The organism is Brachybacterium sp. GU-2 (assembly GCF_030866705.2).
Taxonomy (GTDB): domain Bacteria; phylum Actinomycetota; class Actinomycetes; order Actinomycetales; family Dermabacteraceae; genus Brachybacterium; species Brachybacterium conglomeratum.
Genome location: NZ_CP133037.2, coordinates 2,055,021 through 2,074,646, shown reverse-complemented (window position 1 = coordinate 2,074,646; position 19,626 = coordinate 2,055,021). Strand labels below are relative to the sequence as shown.

Annotated in this window: 15 protein-coding genes; 4 read left to right on the top strand and 11 right to left on the bottom strand. The window is 72.5% G+C overall.

Going from position 1 to position 19,626, the window contains the following annotated elements; all coding sequences use genetic code 11:
* Positions 1-24 precede the first annotated feature (24 nt).
* The 5 genes from RBL05_RS09470 to RBL05_RS09450 all read right to left on the bottom strand — a co-directional run bounded on the left by RBL05_RS09470 (position 25) and on the right by RBL05_RS09450 (position 7,414).
* Positions 25-552 carry a hypothetical protein gene (locus RBL05_RS09470; protein WP_308739713.1) on the bottom strand — a complete coding sequence of 176 codons (528 nt, stop codon included), beginning with the start codon at positions 550-552 and terminating at the stop codon, positions 25-27.
* A gap of 815 nt (positions 553-1,367) precedes the next feature.
* On the bottom strand, positions 1,368-4,577 hold the full coding sequence (locus RBL05_RS09465) for a YhgE/Pip domain-containing protein (protein ID WP_308741188.1): 3,210 nt from the start codon (positions 4,575-4,577) through the stop codon (positions 1,368-1,370).
* Between the two features lie 126 nt (positions 4,578-4,703).
* Complete coding sequence (gluQRS, locus tag RBL05_RS09460; protein WP_308739714.1) at positions 4,704-5,624, bottom strand: tRNA glutamyl-Q(34) synthetase GluQRS; 921 nt, start codon at positions 5,622-5,624, stop codon at positions 4,704-4,706.
* A gap of 130 nt (positions 5,625-5,754) precedes the next feature.
* A complete protein-coding gene (locus RBL05_RS09455; RefSeq protein ID WP_308739715.1) occupies positions 5,755-6,609 on the bottom strand; it encodes a GNAT family N-acetyltransferase in 855 nt (284 codons plus the stop codon).
* A 31-nt stretch (positions 6,610-6,640) separates the two neighbouring features.
* Positions 6,641-7,414: a hypothetical protein gene (locus tag RBL05_RS09450; protein WP_308739716.1), complete on the bottom strand. Its 774-nt coding sequence runs from the start codon at positions 7,412-7,414 to the stop codon at positions 6,641-6,643.
* A gap of 236 nt (positions 7,415-7,650) precedes the next feature.
* Between RBL05_RS09450 and RBL05_RS09445 the strand changes: the two genes are divergently transcribed.
* Entirely contained in the window at positions 7,651-8,187 is a 537-nt protein-coding gene (locus RBL05_RS09445) for a peptidylprolyl isomerase (RefSeq protein ID WP_263309974.1), read from the top strand.
* Positions 8,188-8,268: 81 nt separating this feature from the next.
* On the opposite strand, the gene RBL05_RS09440 is transcribed toward RBL05_RS09445, so the two are convergent.
* On the bottom strand, positions 8,269-8,895 hold the full coding sequence (locus RBL05_RS09440; protein WP_318603608.1) for a hypothetical protein: 627 nt from the start codon (positions 8,893-8,895) through the stop codon (positions 8,269-8,271).
* A gap of 720 nt (positions 8,896-9,615) precedes the next feature.
* Positions 9,616-10,500 carry a VIT family protein gene (locus RBL05_RS09435; protein WP_308739718.1) on the bottom strand — a complete coding sequence of 295 codons (885 nt, stop codon included), beginning with the start codon at positions 10,498-10,500 and terminating at the stop codon, positions 9,616-9,618.
* Between the two features lie 156 nt (positions 10,501-10,656).
* On the opposite strand from RBL05_RS09435, the gene RBL05_RS09430 reads away from it, so the two are divergent.
* On the top strand, positions 10,657-11,805 hold the full coding sequence (locus RBL05_RS09430; RefSeq protein WP_308739719.1) for a DNA glycosylase AlkZ-like family protein: 1,149 nt from the start codon (positions 10,657-10,659) through the stop codon (positions 11,803-11,805).
* A 115-nt stretch (positions 11,806-11,920) separates the two neighbouring features.
* Positions 11,921-12,862, top strand: a complete 942-nt coding sequence (locus tag RBL05_RS09425; protein WP_308739720.1) for a rhomboid family intramembrane serine protease — start codon at positions 11,921-11,923, stop codon at positions 12,860-12,862.
* A gap of 724 nt (positions 12,863-13,586) precedes the next feature.
* Here the strand turns inward: RBL05_RS09425 and RBL05_RS09420 are convergent.
* Positions 13,587-14,216 carry a pyroglutamyl-peptidase I gene (locus RBL05_RS09420; protein WP_308739721.1) on the bottom strand — a complete coding sequence of 210 codons (630 nt, stop codon included), beginning with the start codon at positions 14,214-14,216 and terminating at the stop codon, positions 13,587-13,589.
* A gap of 123 nt (positions 14,217-14,339) precedes the next feature.
* Here RBL05_RS09420 and RBL05_RS09415 point away from each other — a divergent pair, with 123 nt between their 5' ends.
* Positions 14,340-15,014 carry a GNAT family N-acetyltransferase gene (locus RBL05_RS09415; protein WP_308739722.1) on the top strand — a complete coding sequence of 225 codons (675 nt, stop codon included), beginning with the start codon at positions 14,340-14,342 and terminating at the stop codon, positions 15,012-15,014.
* Positions 15,015-15,105: 91 nt separating this feature from the next.
* On the opposite strand, the gene RBL05_RS09410 is transcribed toward RBL05_RS09415, so the two are convergent.
* The 3 genes from RBL05_RS09410 to RBL05_RS09400 form a co-directional block, all read right to left on the bottom strand.
* Positions 15,106-15,615 (bottom strand): lamin tail domain-containing protein, encoded by a 510-nt coding sequence (locus RBL05_RS09410; protein ID WP_308739723.1) that lies wholly within the window; start codon positions 15,613-15,615, stop codon positions 15,106-15,108.
* A gap of 214 nt (positions 15,616-15,829) precedes the next feature.
* The gene (locus RBL05_RS09405; protein ID WP_308739724.1) at positions 15,830-17,644 is read right to left on the bottom strand and encodes an ABC transporter ATP-binding protein; all 1,815 of its coding nucleotides are present in this window, start codon (positions 17,642-17,644) and stop codon (positions 15,830-15,832) included.
* Positions 17,641-19,467, bottom strand: coding sequence for an ABC transporter ATP-binding protein (locus tag RBL05_RS09400; protein ID WP_308739725.1), 1,827 nt, complete (start codon positions 19,465-19,467; stop codon positions 17,641-17,643). Before RBL05_RS09400 ends, RBL05_RS09405 begins: the two co-directional genes overlap by 4 nt.
* Positions 19,468-19,626: the final 159 nt, after the last annotated feature.

Sequence of the window (19,626 nt, the reverse complement as noted above, 5' to 3'; positions counted from 1 at the left end):
GCCACACCCCGTGAGGCGTCACGTTCAGGAGGCGAGAGGGCGGCGGTGCTCCCGTCGGCGGAGGATCGTGAGCAGCAGCTCGGAGGTCCGCTCCCAGTCGAGGAAGACCTGTTCCCAGGTCAGCCTCGTCACGGTGTAGCGGCGGGCCTGCAGCTGCAGATCCCGTGCCCGGTCCAGGTGGTACTGCCGGGGGTTGTCGTGGAACTGGACGCTGTCGCACTCGATGATCCAGTTCTGGCCGAGCTTCAGATCCACTCGTCCCACGCCCGGAACGACGACCTGAGGCGTGACCGGCACGTGCAGCGACTCAAGCCACCAGCGCACGGCCGTCTCGGTCCCGGACTCGGCGAGCGGGGAGACACGGGCCAGCTGCCTCCGTCGGGAGGAGGGGAGACCGGAGACGATCCGCTGCGCCACATGCCAGGTCAGCAGCTCCTTGTTCAGCGCCGACTCGAAAAGGATCGCCGCGTCCCGAACGGGGAGGCACCGGCCGGCATGCTCGAGCGCCAGCTCGAGGTCGGCGACCGGATCGCTATCCGGCCAGCTCCTCATCTCAGTGCCGTGCAGGATGAGCGACGTCGACCGGCCGGACTTCGGAAGGGCGCGAGGACGGTAGACGTGCTCGCCGGCGTGGAGAGGGATCCACAGGCCGTGGTGCCGGGCAGCGCTGACGCAGGTCGGCCGCACTCCCCGCCCCAGAAGTGCGACGAGGTCGGCCGGCGCCGTGCTCCGGACGTACCAGGAGTCCACCCTCTGCATGAGACCGTGTCGAAGGAATCGTCGGCGCGCCGCCTCGTCGATGCCGACAGCGCGCAGGTCTGAGCGATGGATGATCCCGGGTATCTGCATCGCCTCAGTACAGCCATGACATTGCCGCTGCTGAGGAGCGAGGTCGGCGATGTGGACGAGCGAGGGCTGTGGAGGGGAGGTGCGGGGAACCGGCAGGGGCGGAGCCGGACAGGCCGAGGAGCAGGGAGCGGGCAGGGGCGGCCGGCCGATGGGGACTCAGGGCTCGGACCGACGTCGCCGAGGCTCGACGGAGGTCGTCGACCGATAACGCGGCGCCGTGGGTGACCGGGCGGATGGGGGCGACCGGGCGGGCGAGAGGACCAGTGAGGGCAGGTGCTGGGGTGACGGGTATTGGCGCAGGGCGTACCACTATGCCTATATAGGCATAGCGGTACGCCCTGCGCCATGACCTGACCACGCTCCCGCCGGGGCACGGGGCACGGGGCACGGGGCACGGGGCACGGGGCACGGGGGCACGGGGGCACCGGGCGCCGGGCGCCGGGCGCCGGGCGCCGGGGTGCGGTGCCTGGCCTGTCGGGGCCGACCCGGCGCGGCTGTCGAGGCGAAGCGCCGGCGCCTCAGGCCCGGGCGGCGGAGCCCGTGGCGGGCTCCGGCTCCCCCTCGTCCGCGCCGTCCGGTCCGCCCTCGTCCGCGCCGAGCGTGCGCAGCGTGCGGCGCCGCTGGACGACCGCGCCGAGCAGCCCCAGGACGACGCCGAACACCAGCCAGCCCGACAGCCAGGTGAGGTCCCCGGCCGGGTCGATCCAGCCGCCGCCGATCGCTCCGCGGAAGGCGTCGACCGCATGGGTCATCGGCAGGTACGGGTGGAGCATCTGGAAGAAGCCCGGCAGGGTCGGGACCGGGTAGGTGCCGCCCGCCCCGGAGATCTGCAGCGCGATCAGCACCAGGGCGACGAACTTCCCGACCGGCCCGAACAGGGCGCCGAAGCCGTGGTTCAGGGCGACGAACACCAGCGAGGTCAGCCCCGCGAGCCCGAACATCAGCGGCAGGTCGTCGATGGTGAGGCCGATCAACCAGTGCAGAGCCCCGACGGCGATCAGCGTCTGGACGAGACCCAGCAGGAAGGCGGGGATGAGTCCGCCAGCCAGCAGTCGCACCGGGCCCGTCCCGCGCGCCATCGCGTCGGAGGAGAACGGCGGCATCATCAGGAAGATCGCCATGCCGCCGACCCACAGGCTGATCGCGAGGAACAGCGGAGCGAGGCCCTCGCCGAAACGGCCCAGATCGTGCTGGCGCTCGAAGTCCATCTGCACCGCGTCCGAGGCGGTGCCGGCGAGCGCGCTGCTCTCCTCGTCGGAGTAGGAGGGGACGTCGTCCTTCGCGTCGGAGAGGCTGTCGGCGAGCTCGGTCGAGCCGTCGTCGAGCTTCTCGGCGCCGTCGTCGAGGTCGGTCGCGCCGTCGGCGAGCTGCGTCGCGCCGTCGTCCACCTGGCGGGCGCCGTCGGCGAGCTCGGCCGAGCTGTCCGCGAGGGTGCCGGTGCCGTCGGCGAGCTGCTGCGCCCCGTCGCGGGCCTCGCCCGTCTTGTCGGCGAGCGTGCCGGCGCCGTCCCTGAGGGTGCCGGTGCCGTCGGCGAGCTGATCAGCGCCGTCGCGGGCCGATCCGACGCCGTCGGTGTACTGGGTGACGCCGGAGGCGAGGTCCTGGGCGCCGTCGCGGGCGGTGCCCGTCGCGGCGGCGAGCTGGTCCGCGCCGGAGGCGACCTCGCGGGCGCCGGAGTTCAGACGGTGGATGTCCTGCACGCCCTGGTCCAGGGTGCGGTACGCCTCGGGCAGCGCGAGGGCGGCGGTGCGGGCCTGGTCGGCGAGCTCCGCGGCGAGGTCGGAGGCGCTCTGGCCGGGCTCGGCCGACGGGACGGCGGAGGCGAGGTCGTCCCGCGCCGTGCCGAGGTCGCTGCTGAGGGTCGAGGTGTCCTCGGCGAGGGTCGAGGTGGTGCCCTCGAGAGCAGCGGCGCCCTCGGCGAGTGCCGAGGTGGTGGTGGAGAGGGTCTCGATGTACTCCTCGATGTCGGAGGCGGCGTCGCTCATGCCCTCGGCGGTGTCGGCGACGGCGGTGGAGGTCTCCGCGGCGGTCCGGGTGAGGCGGTCGGCCTCGGCCGCGTCGGCGGTGGCGGTCTCGGCGTCCTCGCGGACCTGCTGCGTGGTGCCGGCGAGCTCCTCCGCCTTCTGGCAGACGGCTGACTCGGCCGCGGAAGGCTGCTCGGACCCCTCGCCGCCCCCGCCGGACGCCTCGCCGGGGCCTGCGTCGGCCTCGGCGCAGAGTCCTGCGAGCTCGTCGACGCCGTCGGCGAGCTCCCCGGCGGAGCCCTCGGAGGTCTCGGCGGACTGCGCCGAGGTGGAGGTGGCCTCGGCCGCGTCCTGCACGGCCTGGTCGAGCGACTCGATGTCACCGGCGATCGACTCGGCGCCCTCGCGCAGGGTGCGGGCGTCCTGGGCGCGATCGCCCGTGGACTCGTCGAGGTTCCGGGCGGTCTCGGCGAGCTCGCCGGCCTTCTCGTCGAGGCTCTCGGTGGTGGCCGCGATGGTGGCGGCGGCCTCGCCCGGGGCGTCCAGCAGCTCCGGCATCCCGTCGATCGCGCGCTCGAGGTCGTCGATCGCGGTGACCAGGTCCTCGCTCGTGGCCTGGACGCTCTCTTCGGTCACGCCCAGCTCGCGGGCGCGCTCGGCGGCGTCGGTGACGGTCTCGTCCAGCTGCTGGGTGCCGTCGGCGACCTGTCCCGCCCCGCCGGCGAGATCGCTCGCCCCGGTCGCGAGCTGCTCGGCGCCGCCGGCGAGCTCGCCCGCGCCGCTGCGCAGCGTCCGCCCCTTCTCGTCGAGGGTCGCCAGCCCGCCGGAGAGCTGCTGCGCACCGGCGTCGAGGGTCGCGACGCCGTTGCGCAGCGTGACCGCGCCGGCGGTGAGCTGATCCAGCCCCACCACGAGGTCGAGGCTGCCGGAGTGCAGGTCGACCGCGCCCGCGGCGAGCTCTGCGGACCCGTCCGCGAGCTGGCCGGTGCCGTCGGTGAGCTCAGTCGTGCCGTCGACCAGGTCGCCGGTGCCGTCGTGGAGATCGCTCGCTCCGTCCGAGAGCTCGGCGGCGCCGTCGGCCGCGTCCACGATCCCGTCATGGATCGTCGTGAAGCCGACGTAGATCTTGTCGAGGTACTCCTCGAGCACCGAGGCGCGCAATGCGTCGGTGAGCGCGGTGCCGACGGACTTGGTGAAGTTGCCGCCGACGTAGTTCACCGAGTCGTTCGTGCTCACGGTGATCATCGCAGGGGCCGCCTCCATCGCGTCGCCGCCGAGGGAGGCGATGTTCTCGGAGAAGTCGGAGGGGATCGTGATGGTGGCGCCGAAGGTGCCGTCGGCCAGTCCGCGCTGCGCCTCGGCGGGGGAGGCCTCCACGAAGTGGTAGAGGTTCTCCTGGTCCTTCTCCAGCAGGGTCTCCGTGAACTCCTCGCCCACGTCGATGTGGGAGACCTCCCCGTCCGGACTCTCCGCGTCCGCGCCGGTGTCCTCGTTCACCACGGCTGCGGTGATGTGGTTCAGGTTGTTGCTCGGGTCGATGAACGACCAGGTCATGTTGCCGGAGTAGACCAGCGGCACGAGGGCCAGTCCGGTCACGAACAGCGCCGCGATCGGCTTCTTCCACTCCCTGGGCAGCAGGGCGACCGCGCCCCGTCCCGCGGCGGACGCGCCCCGTCCGAGGGCGGCACCGGCGGTGCCGAGAGCGGACAGGACGGCGTGCAGTGCGGAGGAGAGCGCGGTGAGGAGAGCACGGAGGTATCGCATCACAGGGTGACGATACATCCGTGTATTGAGTTTTGTGACCCCGTCCGTGCTGAAGTGTGGCGGGAGGAACCCGGCCGCTCGCTCCAGCTCCGGTCGGCCGACGGGGGCAGACTCGGCCCTGGCGGCTCAGGCCGGCAGATCCACCACCCACGGCCGACGGGACATCCCTGCCGGGTCCCAGGACTCCAGCAGATCGGCCGCGGAGCGGCAGCCCGGCACTCCCAGCGAGTCCCCGATCCGCTCGACGACGTCGGCCGCGCTCTCCCCGGCGGCGAGACGGTCCCACAGCGTCACCGCGCCGTCGCGCTTGGCCAGTCGCGCGCCCGAGGTGTTCAGCGCGAGCGGGACGTGAGCGTAGGTCGGCTCGGGAAGGCCCAGCAGGTGCGCGAGATGGGCCTGGCGAGGGGCGGAGCTGAGCAGGTCGTCGCCGCGAACCACCTGGTCGACCCCGGCCGCGGCGTCGTCGACCACGACAGCGAGGTTGTAGGCGACCACGCCGTCGCCGCGGCGCAGCACGAGGTCGTCGACCGTGCCGCGGACCTCGCCCTCCCAGAGGTCCTGCACGCTCCACTCCGTCACCTCGGCGCGCAGCCGCAGAGCGGGCTCCCGTCGCAGCTCCCGCATCCGCGCGCGGCCGGCCTCGCGCTCGGTGGGGGCGAGGTCACGGCAGGTGCCGGGATAGGCGCCGGGCGGGGCGTGCGGTGCGCTCGGCGCCTCGAGGATCTCCCGCCGGGTGCAGTAGCACTCGTAGACGAGGCCCTGCGCCGTCAGGGAGCCGATCGCGGCCTCGTGGTCCGCGCCGCGCTCCGACTGGCGGACGACCTCTCCGTCCCAGTCCAGGCCCAGCGCCTCGAGGTCCTCCAGCTGGCGCTGCGCGGCGCCCTGCTGCACCCGGTCGAGGTCCTCGACCCGCAGGTGGAAGGCGCGGTCGGTGCGGCGCGCCAGCGCCCAGGCCAACAGTGCGGTGCGGAGGTTGCCCAGGTGCAGGTCGCCGCTGGGGGAGGGGGCGTAGCGGCCCGCCCCGGGGCCGGGCGTGGCAGCAGGCATGCGCCCCAGTCTAGGGAGGAGGGCCGGCGGGTCATGGCGCGGGCCGCCTGGCCCACGTGACCGGTGGGCAGGGCCGGCGAAGTGCGAGGGGTGGGGTCGGGCCGGCGGGTGCGGGTGCCGGCGCGCGCGCTCAGGTGGTCGCCGACGGGTCCAGCAGCAGGAGCACGTCGTCGGCCCGTCCTCCGGGCACGGGGCGGCTCGCCGGGGCCGGGCCGAAACCGAGGCGCGCGGCGAGGGCGAGCGAGGCCGTGTTCCCGCGGTCCGTGATCGCGACGATCTCGAATAAGACCGTACGGTCATCCCGGACTGTGCCGTCGTCCAGGGCTGTGGCGTCGTCCAGGGCTGTGCCCTCGTGCGGGCCCGTGTCGCTGCCTGCCGCGTGGGGGCCGTGCCGTGCTCCCGCGGGCAGCGCCTCGAGCACCGCGCGCATCGCCTCGGTCGCGACGCCGCGACCGGTCACCTCGGGCGAGAGTCGCCAGTATGCGCTCAGCATGGTCCTGGCAGGGGCGGTGGTCGTGGCGCAGGAGCCGTCGTCGGCACCAGGAGCGGGGCCGTGGGTCCGGCGTGCGTCCCTCGCCCGGTCCACGTCGCGCGCGAGCGGGACGAGACCCACCACGCCCAGCAGGCCGACCGGAAGGTCGGCGCCCTCCCGTGCCCGTACGGTCAGGTGGCCCGCCCCGTGGCGCTCCCAGCTCTCGCGCCACTGCGCGAGCACCCAGCGCATCTGGGCCGGGTCGGTCAGCGGCTCCGTCGAGTCCTCGACGAAGGCGCGCGGATCCGCATGGAGAGCGAACAGCTCCGCTTCGTCGGCCTCCGTGACCGGCGCGAGCCGCAGACGCTCCGTTTGGATCCTCCCGCCCTCGCGACTGCTCGGTCCGCCGACTCCGCACGCACCACTGTGCTCGCCGGCGTCCCCGGACGCGCCGACGGCGCGGCGCTCCTCGTCCGGGGACGGGACCGCCGCGCCGTCGGGCACGTGCGTCACGCGAGTGGTTCGCGCTGCGGAGGGCCTGGGATCAGGCGTCGCCGCGGTGGTTGCCGCGCTTCTCCTCGTCGGCCGAGCCGGCCTCGGGATCCGAGTCGACCTTGACCTCCTTGGGGGTGGTGTCCCCGCCGTGGGAGTCGCCCTTCAGGGCGCAGGCGACGTCGCCGGCGTCGGCCGAGCCGACGGTGTCGGAGACGGTCGAGGAGTCGGACTCGGTGCCCGCCGAGGCGGGGTAGTGCGCGCGGGCGAAGTCCGCGGGCGGCGCCCACGGGTCCTCGACCGGACGGGTCTTCTGCCAGGCGATGTAGCCCGCGGCGGCACCGGCGGCGGCCAGGCCCAGGATGAGCAGCACCTTGCCGGCGCGGCCCTTCTCCTTCTGCGGGGTGGGCTCCACGATCGCGGAGCGGATGTCGCCCTGGCCCTTGTCGAGCTCCTTGCGCGCCGCGTCGACGGCGGCCTTGAGCACCGTGCCGGTGGTCTCGGCGGTCTTGCGGGCGCGGGGGAGGTAGTCGTCCTCGAGGTCGTGACGGAGCTTGTCCGCGCGCGGGCCGAGGTTCTGCGAGAGCTTGTCGCCCTGCTCGCGCAGCCTCTGCTGCGCCTCGGGGACGTACTGGCCGTACAGGTCGGTCGCCTTCGAGCGGGCCTCGCGGGCGCCCTCGGACACCACCGGGCCCACCTGGGCTGCGAGCTTCTGCAGCTCCTCGACGGCCTTCTGGGCGTTCTGGCTGGATGCTCCAGCCGCCTCGACGGCCTTCGAGGCCTTCTTCTTGGCCTTCTTCGCCTCGGCCTTGGTTCCAAGCGCCATGGGGTTCCCCTTTCGGTCGAATCCGTCGGGTCGGGCCGACGGTGGTCCCTGGGCCGGGACAGCCGACGACTGCCACGACCCGTGTGGCACAACCTTAACGCGACCACCCGGCGGCGTTCACAGCGGATGCGGAGTCGCGGAGGATGTGGCAGGCCGCAGCGATGTGGAGGAGAGGCCCGGTCCGCGCAGCGGCCGTGCGCACGGTCTGCGCACCGGGTCTGTGGGAGGATTGCGCCATGTTCGCAACTCTGCACACCAACCACGGGGACATCCGCATCGAGCTGTTCCCGCACCACGCCCCCAAGACCGTCGAGAACTTCGTGGGCCTCGCTGAGGGCTCCAAGGAGTTCTCCGATCCGGAGACCGGCGAGAAGGTCACCCGTCCGTTCTACGACGGCGTCGTCTTCCACCGCATCATCTCGGGCTTCATGATCCAGGGCGGTGACCCGCTGGGCACCGGCACCGGCGGCCCCGGCTTCACCTTCGACGACGAGATCTCCGAGAAGAACTTCAACGAGCCCTACGTCCTCGCCATGGCCAACGCCGGCACCCGCCGCAACGCGCTGACCGGTCGCCCCTCCGGCACCAACGGCTCGCAGTTCTTCATCACCGTCGGCCCCACCCCGCACCTGCAGGGCAAGCACACCGTGTTCGGCGAGGTCGCGGATGAGGACTCCAAGAAGGTCGTCGACGAGATCGCCGCGGTCAAGACGGACATGCGCGACCGTCCCCTCGAGGACGTCGTCATCGAGAAGGTCTCGATCGAGAAGTGACCGGACGGGCGCCCCGCGCCCACCGGACCCCGACGCCGCCGGCGTCGCCGCATGTGCGGCGACCCGGCGGCGTCGAGCGTCTCAGGAGAAGGTGAGCGTCGCGGTGATCGGGTCCTCGACCTGCTCGAAGTCCTCGTCGATCACCTGGGTGAAGCGGGGCGAGAGGGTGAGCGTGGCGGAGCGCTCGTCCGCGGGGATCGTGAAGGTCGCGATGTGGGTGCCGTGGCTGTCGTGGAAGATCTGGTCCGTGCCCTGCACGGGACGCAGCTCGGTGCCGTCCTCGAGGGTCAGCGTGGCCTCGGTCCGGTCGATGACGTTCGCGGCGTAGTCCAGCTGCCAGTCCAGGTTCACCACGAGATGGAGCTCGTCCGCCGCCGCCCAGAACAGGTTGCCGCCGTGGTCGTGGGTGTCGATGTACGGGGTGAGGAGCGCGCTCTTCACCGTGCCGCGCACGGACATGACCCCGGAGGTCCAGCCTTCGTCGACCTTCGTCTCGACGATGCCCGCATCCGTGACCTCGACGCCGAGCTCCCGTTCATGGAGCGACGGGGAAGGGGTGGCGAGGATCGATCCGTCCACGAGGGAGATCTCCGAGACCTCGTCGCGGATCTCGGCGCGCAGCCCCACTGCCTCGGGCGCGGGGTCACGGTCCACGATCGCGAGCACGATCCCGCTGCGCTCGGCATCTCCCTCCGCGGCCTGCGGCACGTGGATGTTCGTCGTGTTCCCCCGTGGGTGATGTCCAGCGTCGTGGAGTTGGACGTGAAGACCGCGGGCTGCCACTCGGAGTCGGTGGACTCCCAGGCGGCGAGGAGGAACTGCTTGCGCTCGCCGGGGAGGATCGTCTCCGCCGCGGTGCCCTCCTCGGCGTCGTCGGCCGCAGGGGGCTCCTCGCCGGTGAGGGCGGTGTAGTCGGCGGCGGTGAGGCTGTCCACGAGTCCGCTCGCGATGACCGTCGCCTTCACTCTGGGGGCGAGCAGGGTCTGGGAGGTCTCGAGGCGGGACATGAGTCGGCCTGCGACCGCCTCGTCGGTGACCTCGGTGGGCTGCAGGTCGACGACCGCGCTGGTCGCCGGGTTCGCGGCTTCCGCGACGCCGTCGGCCGCGCCCTCGTCCGCCTGCCCCGCGGCGGCATCGCCGCCCTTCTCGTCGTCCGTGCCGCCGGGGAGCATCCCGCAGCCGGCGAGGAGGAGGGTCGGTGCCGCGAGCAGCACGCCGCGGCGGGCGAAGGGCGTGGCGGGGCGGCGGGAAGGGCGTCGGGTCGTCATGGCGCACTCTCGTCAGGGTGAGGAAAAGGGATGCCCGTCGAGGCTACTCATCGGACACCTGTCCAGAGGGGCCGTGCGTCGTGAGGTGATCAGGGACACGACGGCCCGGCACCGCGGGAGGTGCCGGGCCGAGGCGTGAGCCGTGGGGTGTGTCGCGCGGTCAGCCGATCGCGACCCCGAGCGCCGCGCCGATCCCGTAGGTGACCAGGAGCGCGAGCACCCCGCCGATGATCGTGCGCACGGTGGCGGTGCGGGCGTCGGCCTGGCCGAGGCGGGCGCTGACCACGCCCAGCAGTGCGAGCGCGACCACGACGGCGACCAGCGTCGCGGGCAGGCGCAGCACGGGCGGGCTGGCGAGGATCGCGAGCAGCGGGATGATCCCGCCGAGGGTGAAGGAGAGCAGCGAGGCCAGCGCCGCCGACAGCGGCCAGACGACGGTGCCCTGCTCCACGCCGTGGCGGAAGCGGGTGTGGGCGGTGAGCGCGTCGTGGCGCTCCATCGAGTCGGCGACCTCGCCCACCACGTCGTCCGGGATCCCCGACTCGGTGAGCGCCGCGAGCAGGTGCCGGTGCTCGCCGGCGGGGTCGGCGGCGAGGTCGGCGCGGGTGCGCGCGATGAGGGCGCGGTCGGTGTCGCGCTGGGTGGAGACGGAGACGTACTCGCCCATCGCCATGGACAGCGCGCCTGCGACCAGCGAGGCGAGTCCCGCGATCAGCAGCCAGCGGGTGTCGGTGGTGGCGCCGGCGACGCCGACGGCGAGGCCCGCGACCGAGACGATGCCGTCGTTCGCGCCGAGCACCCCGGCGCGCAGCTGGTTGATGCGGTCCGAGCGCGTGGTGCGGTCCTCGTCGTGGTCGCGCGAGACGGAGGCACGCGGGTCCCGGTCGGCCGACGGTGTGCGTTCGTCGGCGGGTGCCGCTGCCCGTCCGGCGGGCGATGCAGGCCGCTCGGCGGATGGCACGGTCCCGTGCGGCGCGGCAGGGGAGGGGGCGGCGGGGGATTCGGTGACGGGCGGACGGCGGGAAGGCATGTCGACGAGGCTCATGCCCCGATCCTAGTGTCTGGACTTAGTCCAATCAAGCAAGGGGAGGCTAGCCTGACCTGCGAAAACAAGGTGAGGGTAGCCTCTCCGTACTGGTCTCCCACGGCCTCCTGCACGCCGTCCCCGCTCGCCGGCGCGCACCCGCCCTACTCTCGTGCCATGACCTCGCGACACTTCGCCGGCCATCGCCTCGTCGCCCAGGGCCTCGTCGGCCCGCCCCGCACGGACAGCCCCGCCGAGGTGGCGCGTGCCTTCGCCGCGAGCCAGGGCCAGGACCTGCCCGGCGTCCTCTCCTCCCTCGCCCTGCGCAGCGGCGGCAGCATCGAGCCCGTGCTCGCCGCCCTCGACGAGGGGCGGATCGTGCGCGGCTACCCGATGCGGGGCACCGTATTCGCCGTCGCCGCCGGCACCCTCGCGTGGCTCACCGAGCTCTGCGCCGCCGGACCGCTGCGCGCCGCGATCGCGCGCCGCGGCCGGCTCGGACTCGACGAGGCCCAGGTGGACCGGGGCCGCGAGGTGCTCGAGCAGGTCGCCGCCCCGCACTCGGTCCCCGGCGGCCGGGGGATCCTGCGCGCCGAGCTGCGCCGGGCGTGGGAGGAGGCGGGCCTCGCTTGGGAGGGCGGCCGCGGCTACCACCTGCTGGCCGAGCTGATCTCGATGGGCGACGCCTGCTACGGGCCCTGGCGCGAGGGCGAGACCGCCGTGGTGCACGCCCCGACCTGGCTCCCGGCCGGCAGCGACCTCGAGGGTGCCTTCGGCGGCGACCGCACCGCCGCCGCGGGCGAGCTCGCCAGGCGCTACTTCACCAGTCGCGGCCCGGCGGGGGAGCGGGACCTCGCCTGGTTCTCCAAGCTCCCCCTCCGCCTGCTGCGCGAGGCGCTGCCGCAGGTCGAGGCCGAGCTCGAGAGCGGCTTCGCCGACGCCGACGGGCGCCTCCACGCCACCGCCGAGGCCGCCCGTGGCGGGGACGGGGAGCGTCTGTTCTGGCGGCCGGGCCTGCGCGAGGAGTACGCGGCGCTCGAGAAGGAGGCCATGAAGGAGCTGCTGCTGCCCGGATTCGACGAGCTCGTGTTCGGCTACCGCGACCGGCTCTACCTCATGGACGAGGCGCGCCACGGCGCGATCACCCCCGGCAACAACGGCGTCTTCCGCCGCACTGCGCTGCGTCGCGGCGAGGTCGTCGGCACCTGGGCCCGCAAGGGCTCTGGCGCCCGGTGCCGCCTCGACCTGACCGTACTTCGCCCCGTGAGCGAGACGCAGCGGAGGCGGTTCGAGCGCCTGTTCGCCGCGTTCCCCGCCGTCGACTGAGCGCCTGCCCGCCGCCGGTCGGAGCATCCCGCCCTCGACGCAGCTCTCCGGAAGGGCGCTGCGCCCCGTCGGAGCGCACCGCCTCCCTCCAGCCCCCCGTGGTGGAATGAGACCCATGGACAGACCCAGCTACGGCTACAGCGCCGCCGACGCCCCACCGCCTCAGGGCCCCGTGGGCGGAGGGCCGCAGGAGCAGCCGGTGTGCCCGCGCCACCCGGATCGTGTCAGCTACGTGCGCTGCAAGCGCTGCGACCGACCGGCCTGCCCCGACTGCCAGCGCCCCACCGACGTGGGCGTGCTGTGCGTGGACTGCGAGCGGGAGCTGGCACGGGCGCAGGCCTCGACCCGGCCCCGCACCGCGATGGGCGGGCGCATGCGCACCGGCGCCCCGGTCGTCACCTACACGCTGATCGCGCTGTGCGTGCTCGCGTATCTCGGGCAGATGCTCGCTCCGCAGATCGTCGAGCAGCTGGGCATCTTCGCCCCCTTCCGGGCGCTCGCGATGCCGTGGACCTTCCTCACCGCGGGCTTCCTCCACGGCGGGATCATGCACCTGGCGCTGAACATGTACGCGCTGTGGGCGATGGGTCAGTTCCTCGAGCGGTCCCTCGGCCCCGCGCGCTTCGCCGCCGTCTACTTCGTCTCGATGCTCGGCGGGCACACGGCGGTGTATGTCCTGGCCGACCCGATGGGGTACTCCTGGCTGACCGGCACCGTCGGCGCGAGCGGCGGCGTGTTCGGCCTGTTCGCCGCGGCGTTCATCGTCAACCGGCGCATGGGCGGGCAGGTCGCGCAGATCGGGGTGCTGATCGCGCTGAACCTGGTGATCACCTTCACCGTCCCCAACATCTCCTGGCAGGGCCACCTGGGCGGACTCCTGCTCGGCGCAGCACTCACCGCAGGGATGTACGCGCTGCGCCCCAAGGCGGTGGCCGGGCAGGACCGGCAGGCGCTCGCCCGCCGCTCCGCGCTCACGCACGGCGCGCTGGTGGTCGCCGCCGTGGTGCTGTGCGCGGTGCTCGTGGCGGTCAAGACGGTGCTCCTCCCCGGCGTCTGACCGAGGCTGCGCGCGGCCCGTTCGAGGGCCGGCGGCGCATTCCTCCCGCACGGCGGGGCGGTCCCTCGGGGCCGCCCCGTTCTGCGTCCACGGGCCGTGCGCGAGAGCCCTGTCACGACACGGACGGAACTACACCGGTGTGGTTTTCCCCAGCTGTGGATCGGGATGTGGATAACCCGCTGCTGCATTGGGGACGACGCGTTCTGGCTGTGGACAACTGCCGATGTGCTGTGGACGGACAGTGGGGACAGCGCAGGTCCATACACCGTGGATGCGGAGCGCGCAGACGTTCCCGACCACTGCGCGGAGCCGGTCCAGCACCGAGGAATGCACACAATGTCCGATGCAGAATCGTCGCGGAGGCTCCATGACCTGCGGTGATGCAGTGGGCTGCGGAGGTCGTCGGCGAGCTGCGGAGGGGAGCTGCACAGATCGGTCGTCGCGCCGGCGCGATGCCGCGACACGCCCGGGACAACGCTCGTACGTGCGGAACTACAAGGATGTCATTCCTCCACCGCTGTGGAGAACGTTGTGGATAACTGCCTGTGGAGGGTGGACAGCGAAGATGTGCACACCCGTGCGGACCCTCGTTTCCACCAAGTCACCGCCCTCGTCGGTGGACCGCCGCGGCGCTGTGCACCTCGGCTGTGGCCTTGGGGTGCGGCGGTGCCCTGGGGACAGGGAGGTGGCGGACGGCAGGAGCCTCCCGCCCAGCGCCCGCCGCTCAGTGCTCGGCGCCGCCGGCCAGGCGCACGTCGGCCTCCGTGGAGAGCGCCACCTCGACCATCCGCACCAGCGCCCGCGCGGCGGCGGGGGAGTCGACGACGTCGGCCGAGGGGACGTGGACGAACCCGCCCCGGATCCCCTCGAGCGCCGGGTCGGTCGCCAGCAGGTGCTGCAGCGCGTAGAACACGTCATTGCACACATAGGTCCCGGCGGTCTGCGACACCGCCGCAGGCACTCCGTCGGCCGCGAGCGAGGCGACCATCGCCTTGACCGGCAGGGTCGAGAAGCGGCCGACGGGCGCGCCCGGCACCACCGGCTCGTCCACCGGGCTCGCGCCCGCGTTGTCGGGGATCCGGGCGTCGCGGATGTTGATCGCGACCCGCTCCGGGGTGATCGCGGTGCGTCCGGCGGCGAGGCCGACGGCGACCACGAGCCGCGGACGCAGTCCCCGCACCGCCTCGTCCAGACGCTCCGAGGCGGTGCCGAACTCGACCGGCAGCTCGACCGCCTCCGCGTCCACGCCGCGCGCGACGAGCGCCGGGACCGCCTCCCGGACGGCCTCCCAGGACTCGTTCGTCGCCGCCCCGTCGAAGGGCGCGAAACCGGAGAGCAGAACGTCGATGGTCATCGGTACAGGGTACGGCCGACCGCCCGCCGACGGGCTGCGCGCCACGACGATGCTCTCGCCGGCGTCGACCAGCGCTGCGTCCGTCGCGACATCGCCCCCGTCGCCCGCGACTACTCTGGGGCGATGTCCGAGCAGACCCGTGCTGAGCCGTTTCCCGCGCTGTCCGCGCTCTACCCCTCCCTCGGGCTCGTCGTCCGCGCCGGGGACCTGACCCTGCGGCCGCTGGCCGATGAGGACCTGCCCGAGTACGCCGCGCTGATCCGTCGGCCGATCTTCGAGGACCCGGCCTCCCCGCAGGTGTTCCCCTGGTACCGCGCCGCGCCGGAGACGCGGGTGCGCGAGGCGCTGCGCTTCCAGTGGACGCTGCGCAGCGGGATCTCACCCGAGCGCTGGACTCTCGCCTTCGGCGTGTGGGCGGGAGGCCGGCTGATCGGCGCGCAGGACGTCTCCGCCGACCGCTTCGCCGAGCGGCGCACCGTCACCTCCGGCTCCTGGCTGACCCTCGACGCCCACGGGAACGGGTACGGCAGGCTCATGCGCCAGGCGATGCTCGTGCTCGCCTTCGACCACCTCGGCGCGCGGCGGGCCGAGTCCGCCGCCGTGATCGGCAACGCCCCCTCCTACGGGGTCTCCCGCGCCTGCGGCTACATCGACAACGGCACCGAGATCTCCACGATCCCCGGCTCGCACGCGGAGCAGCAGCGCTTCCTCGTCACGCCCGAGCTGCTGCGTCGGCCCGACGTGCCGGTGGAGGTCGAGGGGCTCACGCCCGCGCTGCGGGAGATGCTCGGCGCCTGATCAGGCGGCGGGATCTGACAGATCGGGCGCGGGTGACGTTCCCGCGGGAACGGCTGCGGGGCCGACGGGAAGCCGTCGGCCCCGCGCCGGCTCAGCAGTAGGCGGTCGTCTTGTCGCTGCGGACGTAGGTCGACGAGCCCTTGTACGCGCCGCCCTTGTACCGGCAGGACTCGAGCAGGGTGCCCTTGGAGCTGTACAGGCGCGCGGTGTCGCCGGTGTTGTTCCAGATGTAGCTCGCCTTGCCCCAGTACAGGGTGGTGGAGGTGTTCTTCCCGGTGCCCGAGCGGATCGTGACGGTCTTGCCGGGGGCGATCTTGAAGCCCTTGGGGAAGGTGTACTTCTGGGGGCCGTTGTCGCGGATCACGAAGCCGGTGAGGGTCAGCGTGGTCTTCCCGGTGTTCTTGACCTGGATGTACTCCTTCACGTACTCGGAGTTCCTCGAGTAGTCCCGGCCGGGCGGGTCGTAGTACACCTTCACGATGTCCAGCGGCTTCTTCACCGCCGCATCGGCGGGCGGGGCGACCGCGAGCGGGATCGCGACCACGAGCGCGGCGAGCAGCAGCGCCAGGAATCGGGCGCGCGAGAGCAGGGGCAGGTGCATGGGATGACCTCTGAGGAGCAGGGGATCCGCGGGTGACGGCCGACTCTCGTCGGCTCTCCTCAGGATCGGAACCGGTGTGACAGCAGGAAGATAACCGGCGCCGACCTCCTGCGCCAGCGTTCCCGCACAGCTGTCGTGGGAACTGGGCCACATCAGGTGCCGAGCGCGGGGTCCGTCCCGCGCTCTCCCGGTGCCAGGGGACGACCCCGGCGCGCTACATCGACTCCTGCCACGCCTGGTACAGCGCCGCGAAGCGGCCGCCGGCGGCGACGAGCTCGGCGGGGGAGCCATCCTCGACGACCTGCCCGTCGTGCACCACCAGCACCCGGTCCGCGATCATCACGGTGGTCAGGCGGTGGGCGATGATCAGCGAGGTGCGGCGGCCCAGCAGCTTCGTCAGCCCCTCCTGCACCATCCGCTCCGAGGGGATGTCCAGCGAGCTGGTCGCCTCGTCGAGGATCAGCACCCGCGGGTCGGCGAGGAAGGCGCGGGCGAAGGAGATCAGCTGTCGCTGACCGGCCGAGACTCGGCCGCCGCGCTTGTTCACGTCGGTGTCGTAGCCGTAAGGGAGCTTCTCGATGAACTCGTCGGCCCCGATCGCGCGGGCCGCCGCCTCGATCTCCTCGCGGGGCGCGCCTGGCCGGCCGAGCGCGATGTTGTCCGCGACGGTGCCGGAGAACAGGTACGCCTCCTGCGTGACCATGACGATGTTGCGGGTGAGGTCCTCCATGGAGATGTCGCGGAGGTCCACGCCGTCCAGCTTCACGGCGCCCTCGGTCGCGTCGTAGAAGCGGGCGATGAGCTTCGCGACCGTCGACTTCCCGGCGCCGGTCTGGCCCACCAGCGCCACCGTCTGCCCGGCGGGGATGTGCAGGTCCATCGGCTTGAGCACGAGCGGCCCGTCGTCCGAGTAGCGGAAGGAGACGCGCTCGAAGTCGATCTGCCCGTCCGAGCTGGGCAGCGGCGTCGGCGACTGCGGCTCCTTCACGTGGGGCTGCACGGCCAGCAGGTTCGCGATCTTCTCGAGCGCTGCGACCGCGGACTGGAAGGCGTTGTAGAAGTTCGCGATCTCGTCGATCGGCTGGAAGAAGCGGCGCGAGTAGAGCACGAGCGCGACCAGCACGCCGACCTGCAGGTCGCCGCTGAGCACCCGGAATCCTCCGACGACCAGCACCGCGGCGATGGTGACGTTCGCGAGCACGCGCAGCGCCGGCTGGTAGATGCCGAAGACGTTGATCGAGCGCAGCGACGCGTCGCGGTAGTCCTGGGCGAGGCGGTCGAACTCGGCCTGGTTGCGGTCCTCCTTGCGGAACGCCTTCACGGCGCGGATCCCGGCCATCGCCTCGACGAAGTGGACGATCAGCCGTGCGGAGTGGGTGCGGATCGCGCGGTACTCGACGCTCGAGCGCTTCTGGAACCACACCGTCAGCGCCACGCAGGGGATCAGCATCAGCAGCATGACCAGGCCCGTCACCGGATCCATGGTCACGATCAGCACGATCGTGAACACCATCGACAGCGACGCGCCGACCATGACGTTCACGCCCGAGTCCAGCAGCTCCCGCAGCGCCTCCATGTCGGAGGTCTGCCGCGAGACGATCCGGCCGGAGGTGTAGGACTCGTGGAACTCGAGGTCCTGCTTCTGGGTGAAGCGGAAGACCTTCCGCCGCAGCGCGAGCAGCATCCGCTGGCCGACGACGACGGACTGGCGCACGTACCCGAAGGTCAGCACGCCCCCGACGATCGCGGCGGCGACGGCGAGGGCCGCTGCCTGGGTCGCGGGCCACGGATCGCCGTCCAGCAGCGCGGGCAGGCCGTGGTCGATGCCCCGGGCGATGATCGCGGGGCCTGCGACGACGGCGAGCTGCGCGACGACGACCATCACGCCCATCACCACGAACTGGCCCTTGACCGGGGAGATCAGCTCGCCGAGCAGGGAGAGGGAGCGCTTGCGGGAGGCCTTGGCCTCCTCGGGGGTGAGGGCCCCGCCGTCGGCGCCGTCCTGGTCGAGCGGTGCGGTGGCGGTCATCGTCCCTCCTCCTGGATGGCGCGGAGCTCGAGCTCGCCGGTGAGCGTCTCGATGTCCTGGTCGCGGCGCCGCTCCTCCTCCTGGTTCGCGATCACCCAGCGGTATCGGGCCGAGCTCGCCATCAGCTCGGTGTGGGTGCCGACGGCGACCGCTCGCCCGTCGTCCAGCAGCGCGACCCGGTCGGCCAGCGCCACGGTCGAGGTGCGGTGGGCGACGATCAGGGTGGTGGTCCCGGCGAGCACCTCGCGCAGACGCGCGGTGACGGTCTCCTCGGTCTTGGTGTCCAGCGCCGAGAGCGGGTCGTCGAGCAGCAGCACGGCGGGCTTCGCCGCGATCGCGCGGGCCAGGGCCAGGCGCTGGCGCTGCCCGCCCGACAGGCTCATGCCCTCCTCGCCGATGCGGGTGTCGACCCCGTCGGGCAGCTCGTAGGCATAGGTCGCATCCGCGGTGCGCAGCGCGAGGTGCAGCAGATCCTCCGCCTCCCGCTCGGACAGGGCCGGGTCGGCGCCGAGCAGCACGTTGTCCCGCACCGAGTCGGAGAACAGGGTCGCGTCCTCGAAGGCGACGGCGGTGAGGGTGCGCAGCGTGGTGAGGTCCATGTCGCGGATGTCGACGTAGTCGATCGTGATCGCGCCGGCGGTCGTGTCGTACAGCCGCGGCACCAGCTGCAGCAGCGTCGACTTGCCGCTGCCGGTGACGCCGACCAGCGCCATCGTCTCGCCGGGGCGGATGTCGAGGTCCACCCCGTCCAACACGTCGCCGACGTGCTCGGGCGCGTCGGCGTAGCGGAAGTGCACGCCGTCCAGGCGCACCGCCCCGATCGCCGCGGCCGGGTTCACCGGTGCCGGGCGCTCGGGCGAGACGATCGTGTTCTCGGTGTCCATCACCTCGTAGTGGCGGTCCAGCGCAGTGCTCGCGTTCACGGCCTGGCCCAGCAGCATGCCGAGCATCCGCACCGGGCCGACCACCAGCGTGGCGGTCGCGAAGTAGGAGGCGAGCTGGCCGGTGGTGATGGACCCGTCGGCGGTCAGGTGCAGTCCCACCAGCAGCGCGACGCCGATCGCGAGCTCGGGGAGCATGAACATGAACATGTCGAAGCGGGCGATCGCGGTCGCCTTCTTCACCTCGGTGCGGCGCAGCTCCTCGGCCTGCTCGGTGAAGCCTTCGAGCGCCGTCGGGCCCCGCCCGAAGGCCTTCAGCACGCGGATGCCCTGCACCGACTGCTCGATGGTGGTGGCGAGGTCGCCGTTCTGGTCCTGCGAGCGACGGGAGAGGACCGAGAAGGTGCGGTTGAAGCGGTAGGCGATGATCGAGACGGGCACCGCGGCGATGAAGAAGATCAGCGCCAGCAGCGCGCTGGAGCGGATCAGCAGCACCATGCCCACCGCGATCGTCACCGCGTTGGTGACGGCCATGATCATGCCGAACGCGATCCAGCGGCGGATCTGGCTGATGTCGCTCATCATGCGCGAGAGCAGCTGTCCCGAGCCCCAGCCGTCGTGGAAGGTGACGGGCAGGTGCTGGACCTTCTGGTAGAAGCCCACGCGGATCTGCTTCTCTACGGTGGTCGAGGGGGCGACGGCGAAGGTGCGGCGCAGCCAGATCAGGGTGGCCTCGACGATGCCGAGGCCCAGCACGATCGCGCCGCCGGTCCAGATGGTGATGGCGGTGGCGTCGCTGCCGAGCCGGTTGACGATGACCTCGAGGACCTGCGGGATCATCAGCGCCACGAGCGAGGCCGTCATGGCGCTGAGCAGGCCGAGGAAGAGGCGGATTCTGATGGGGCGGACCGTCTGCCAGAGGCGGCGCATGGTGCCGAGCATGGGGAGAGAGTTCCTCAGAGGGGAGTGCGCCCCGGCGGTCGGGGACGAGGACTTAGCCTAGTCAACTATCCCGACAGGTGACAGCGCATTCCGGGATCGTCCGCTCCGGCGCGTCGCTCGTCTCGCCTCCTCTGCACGGGTCCATCCCCTCTGCGGTGT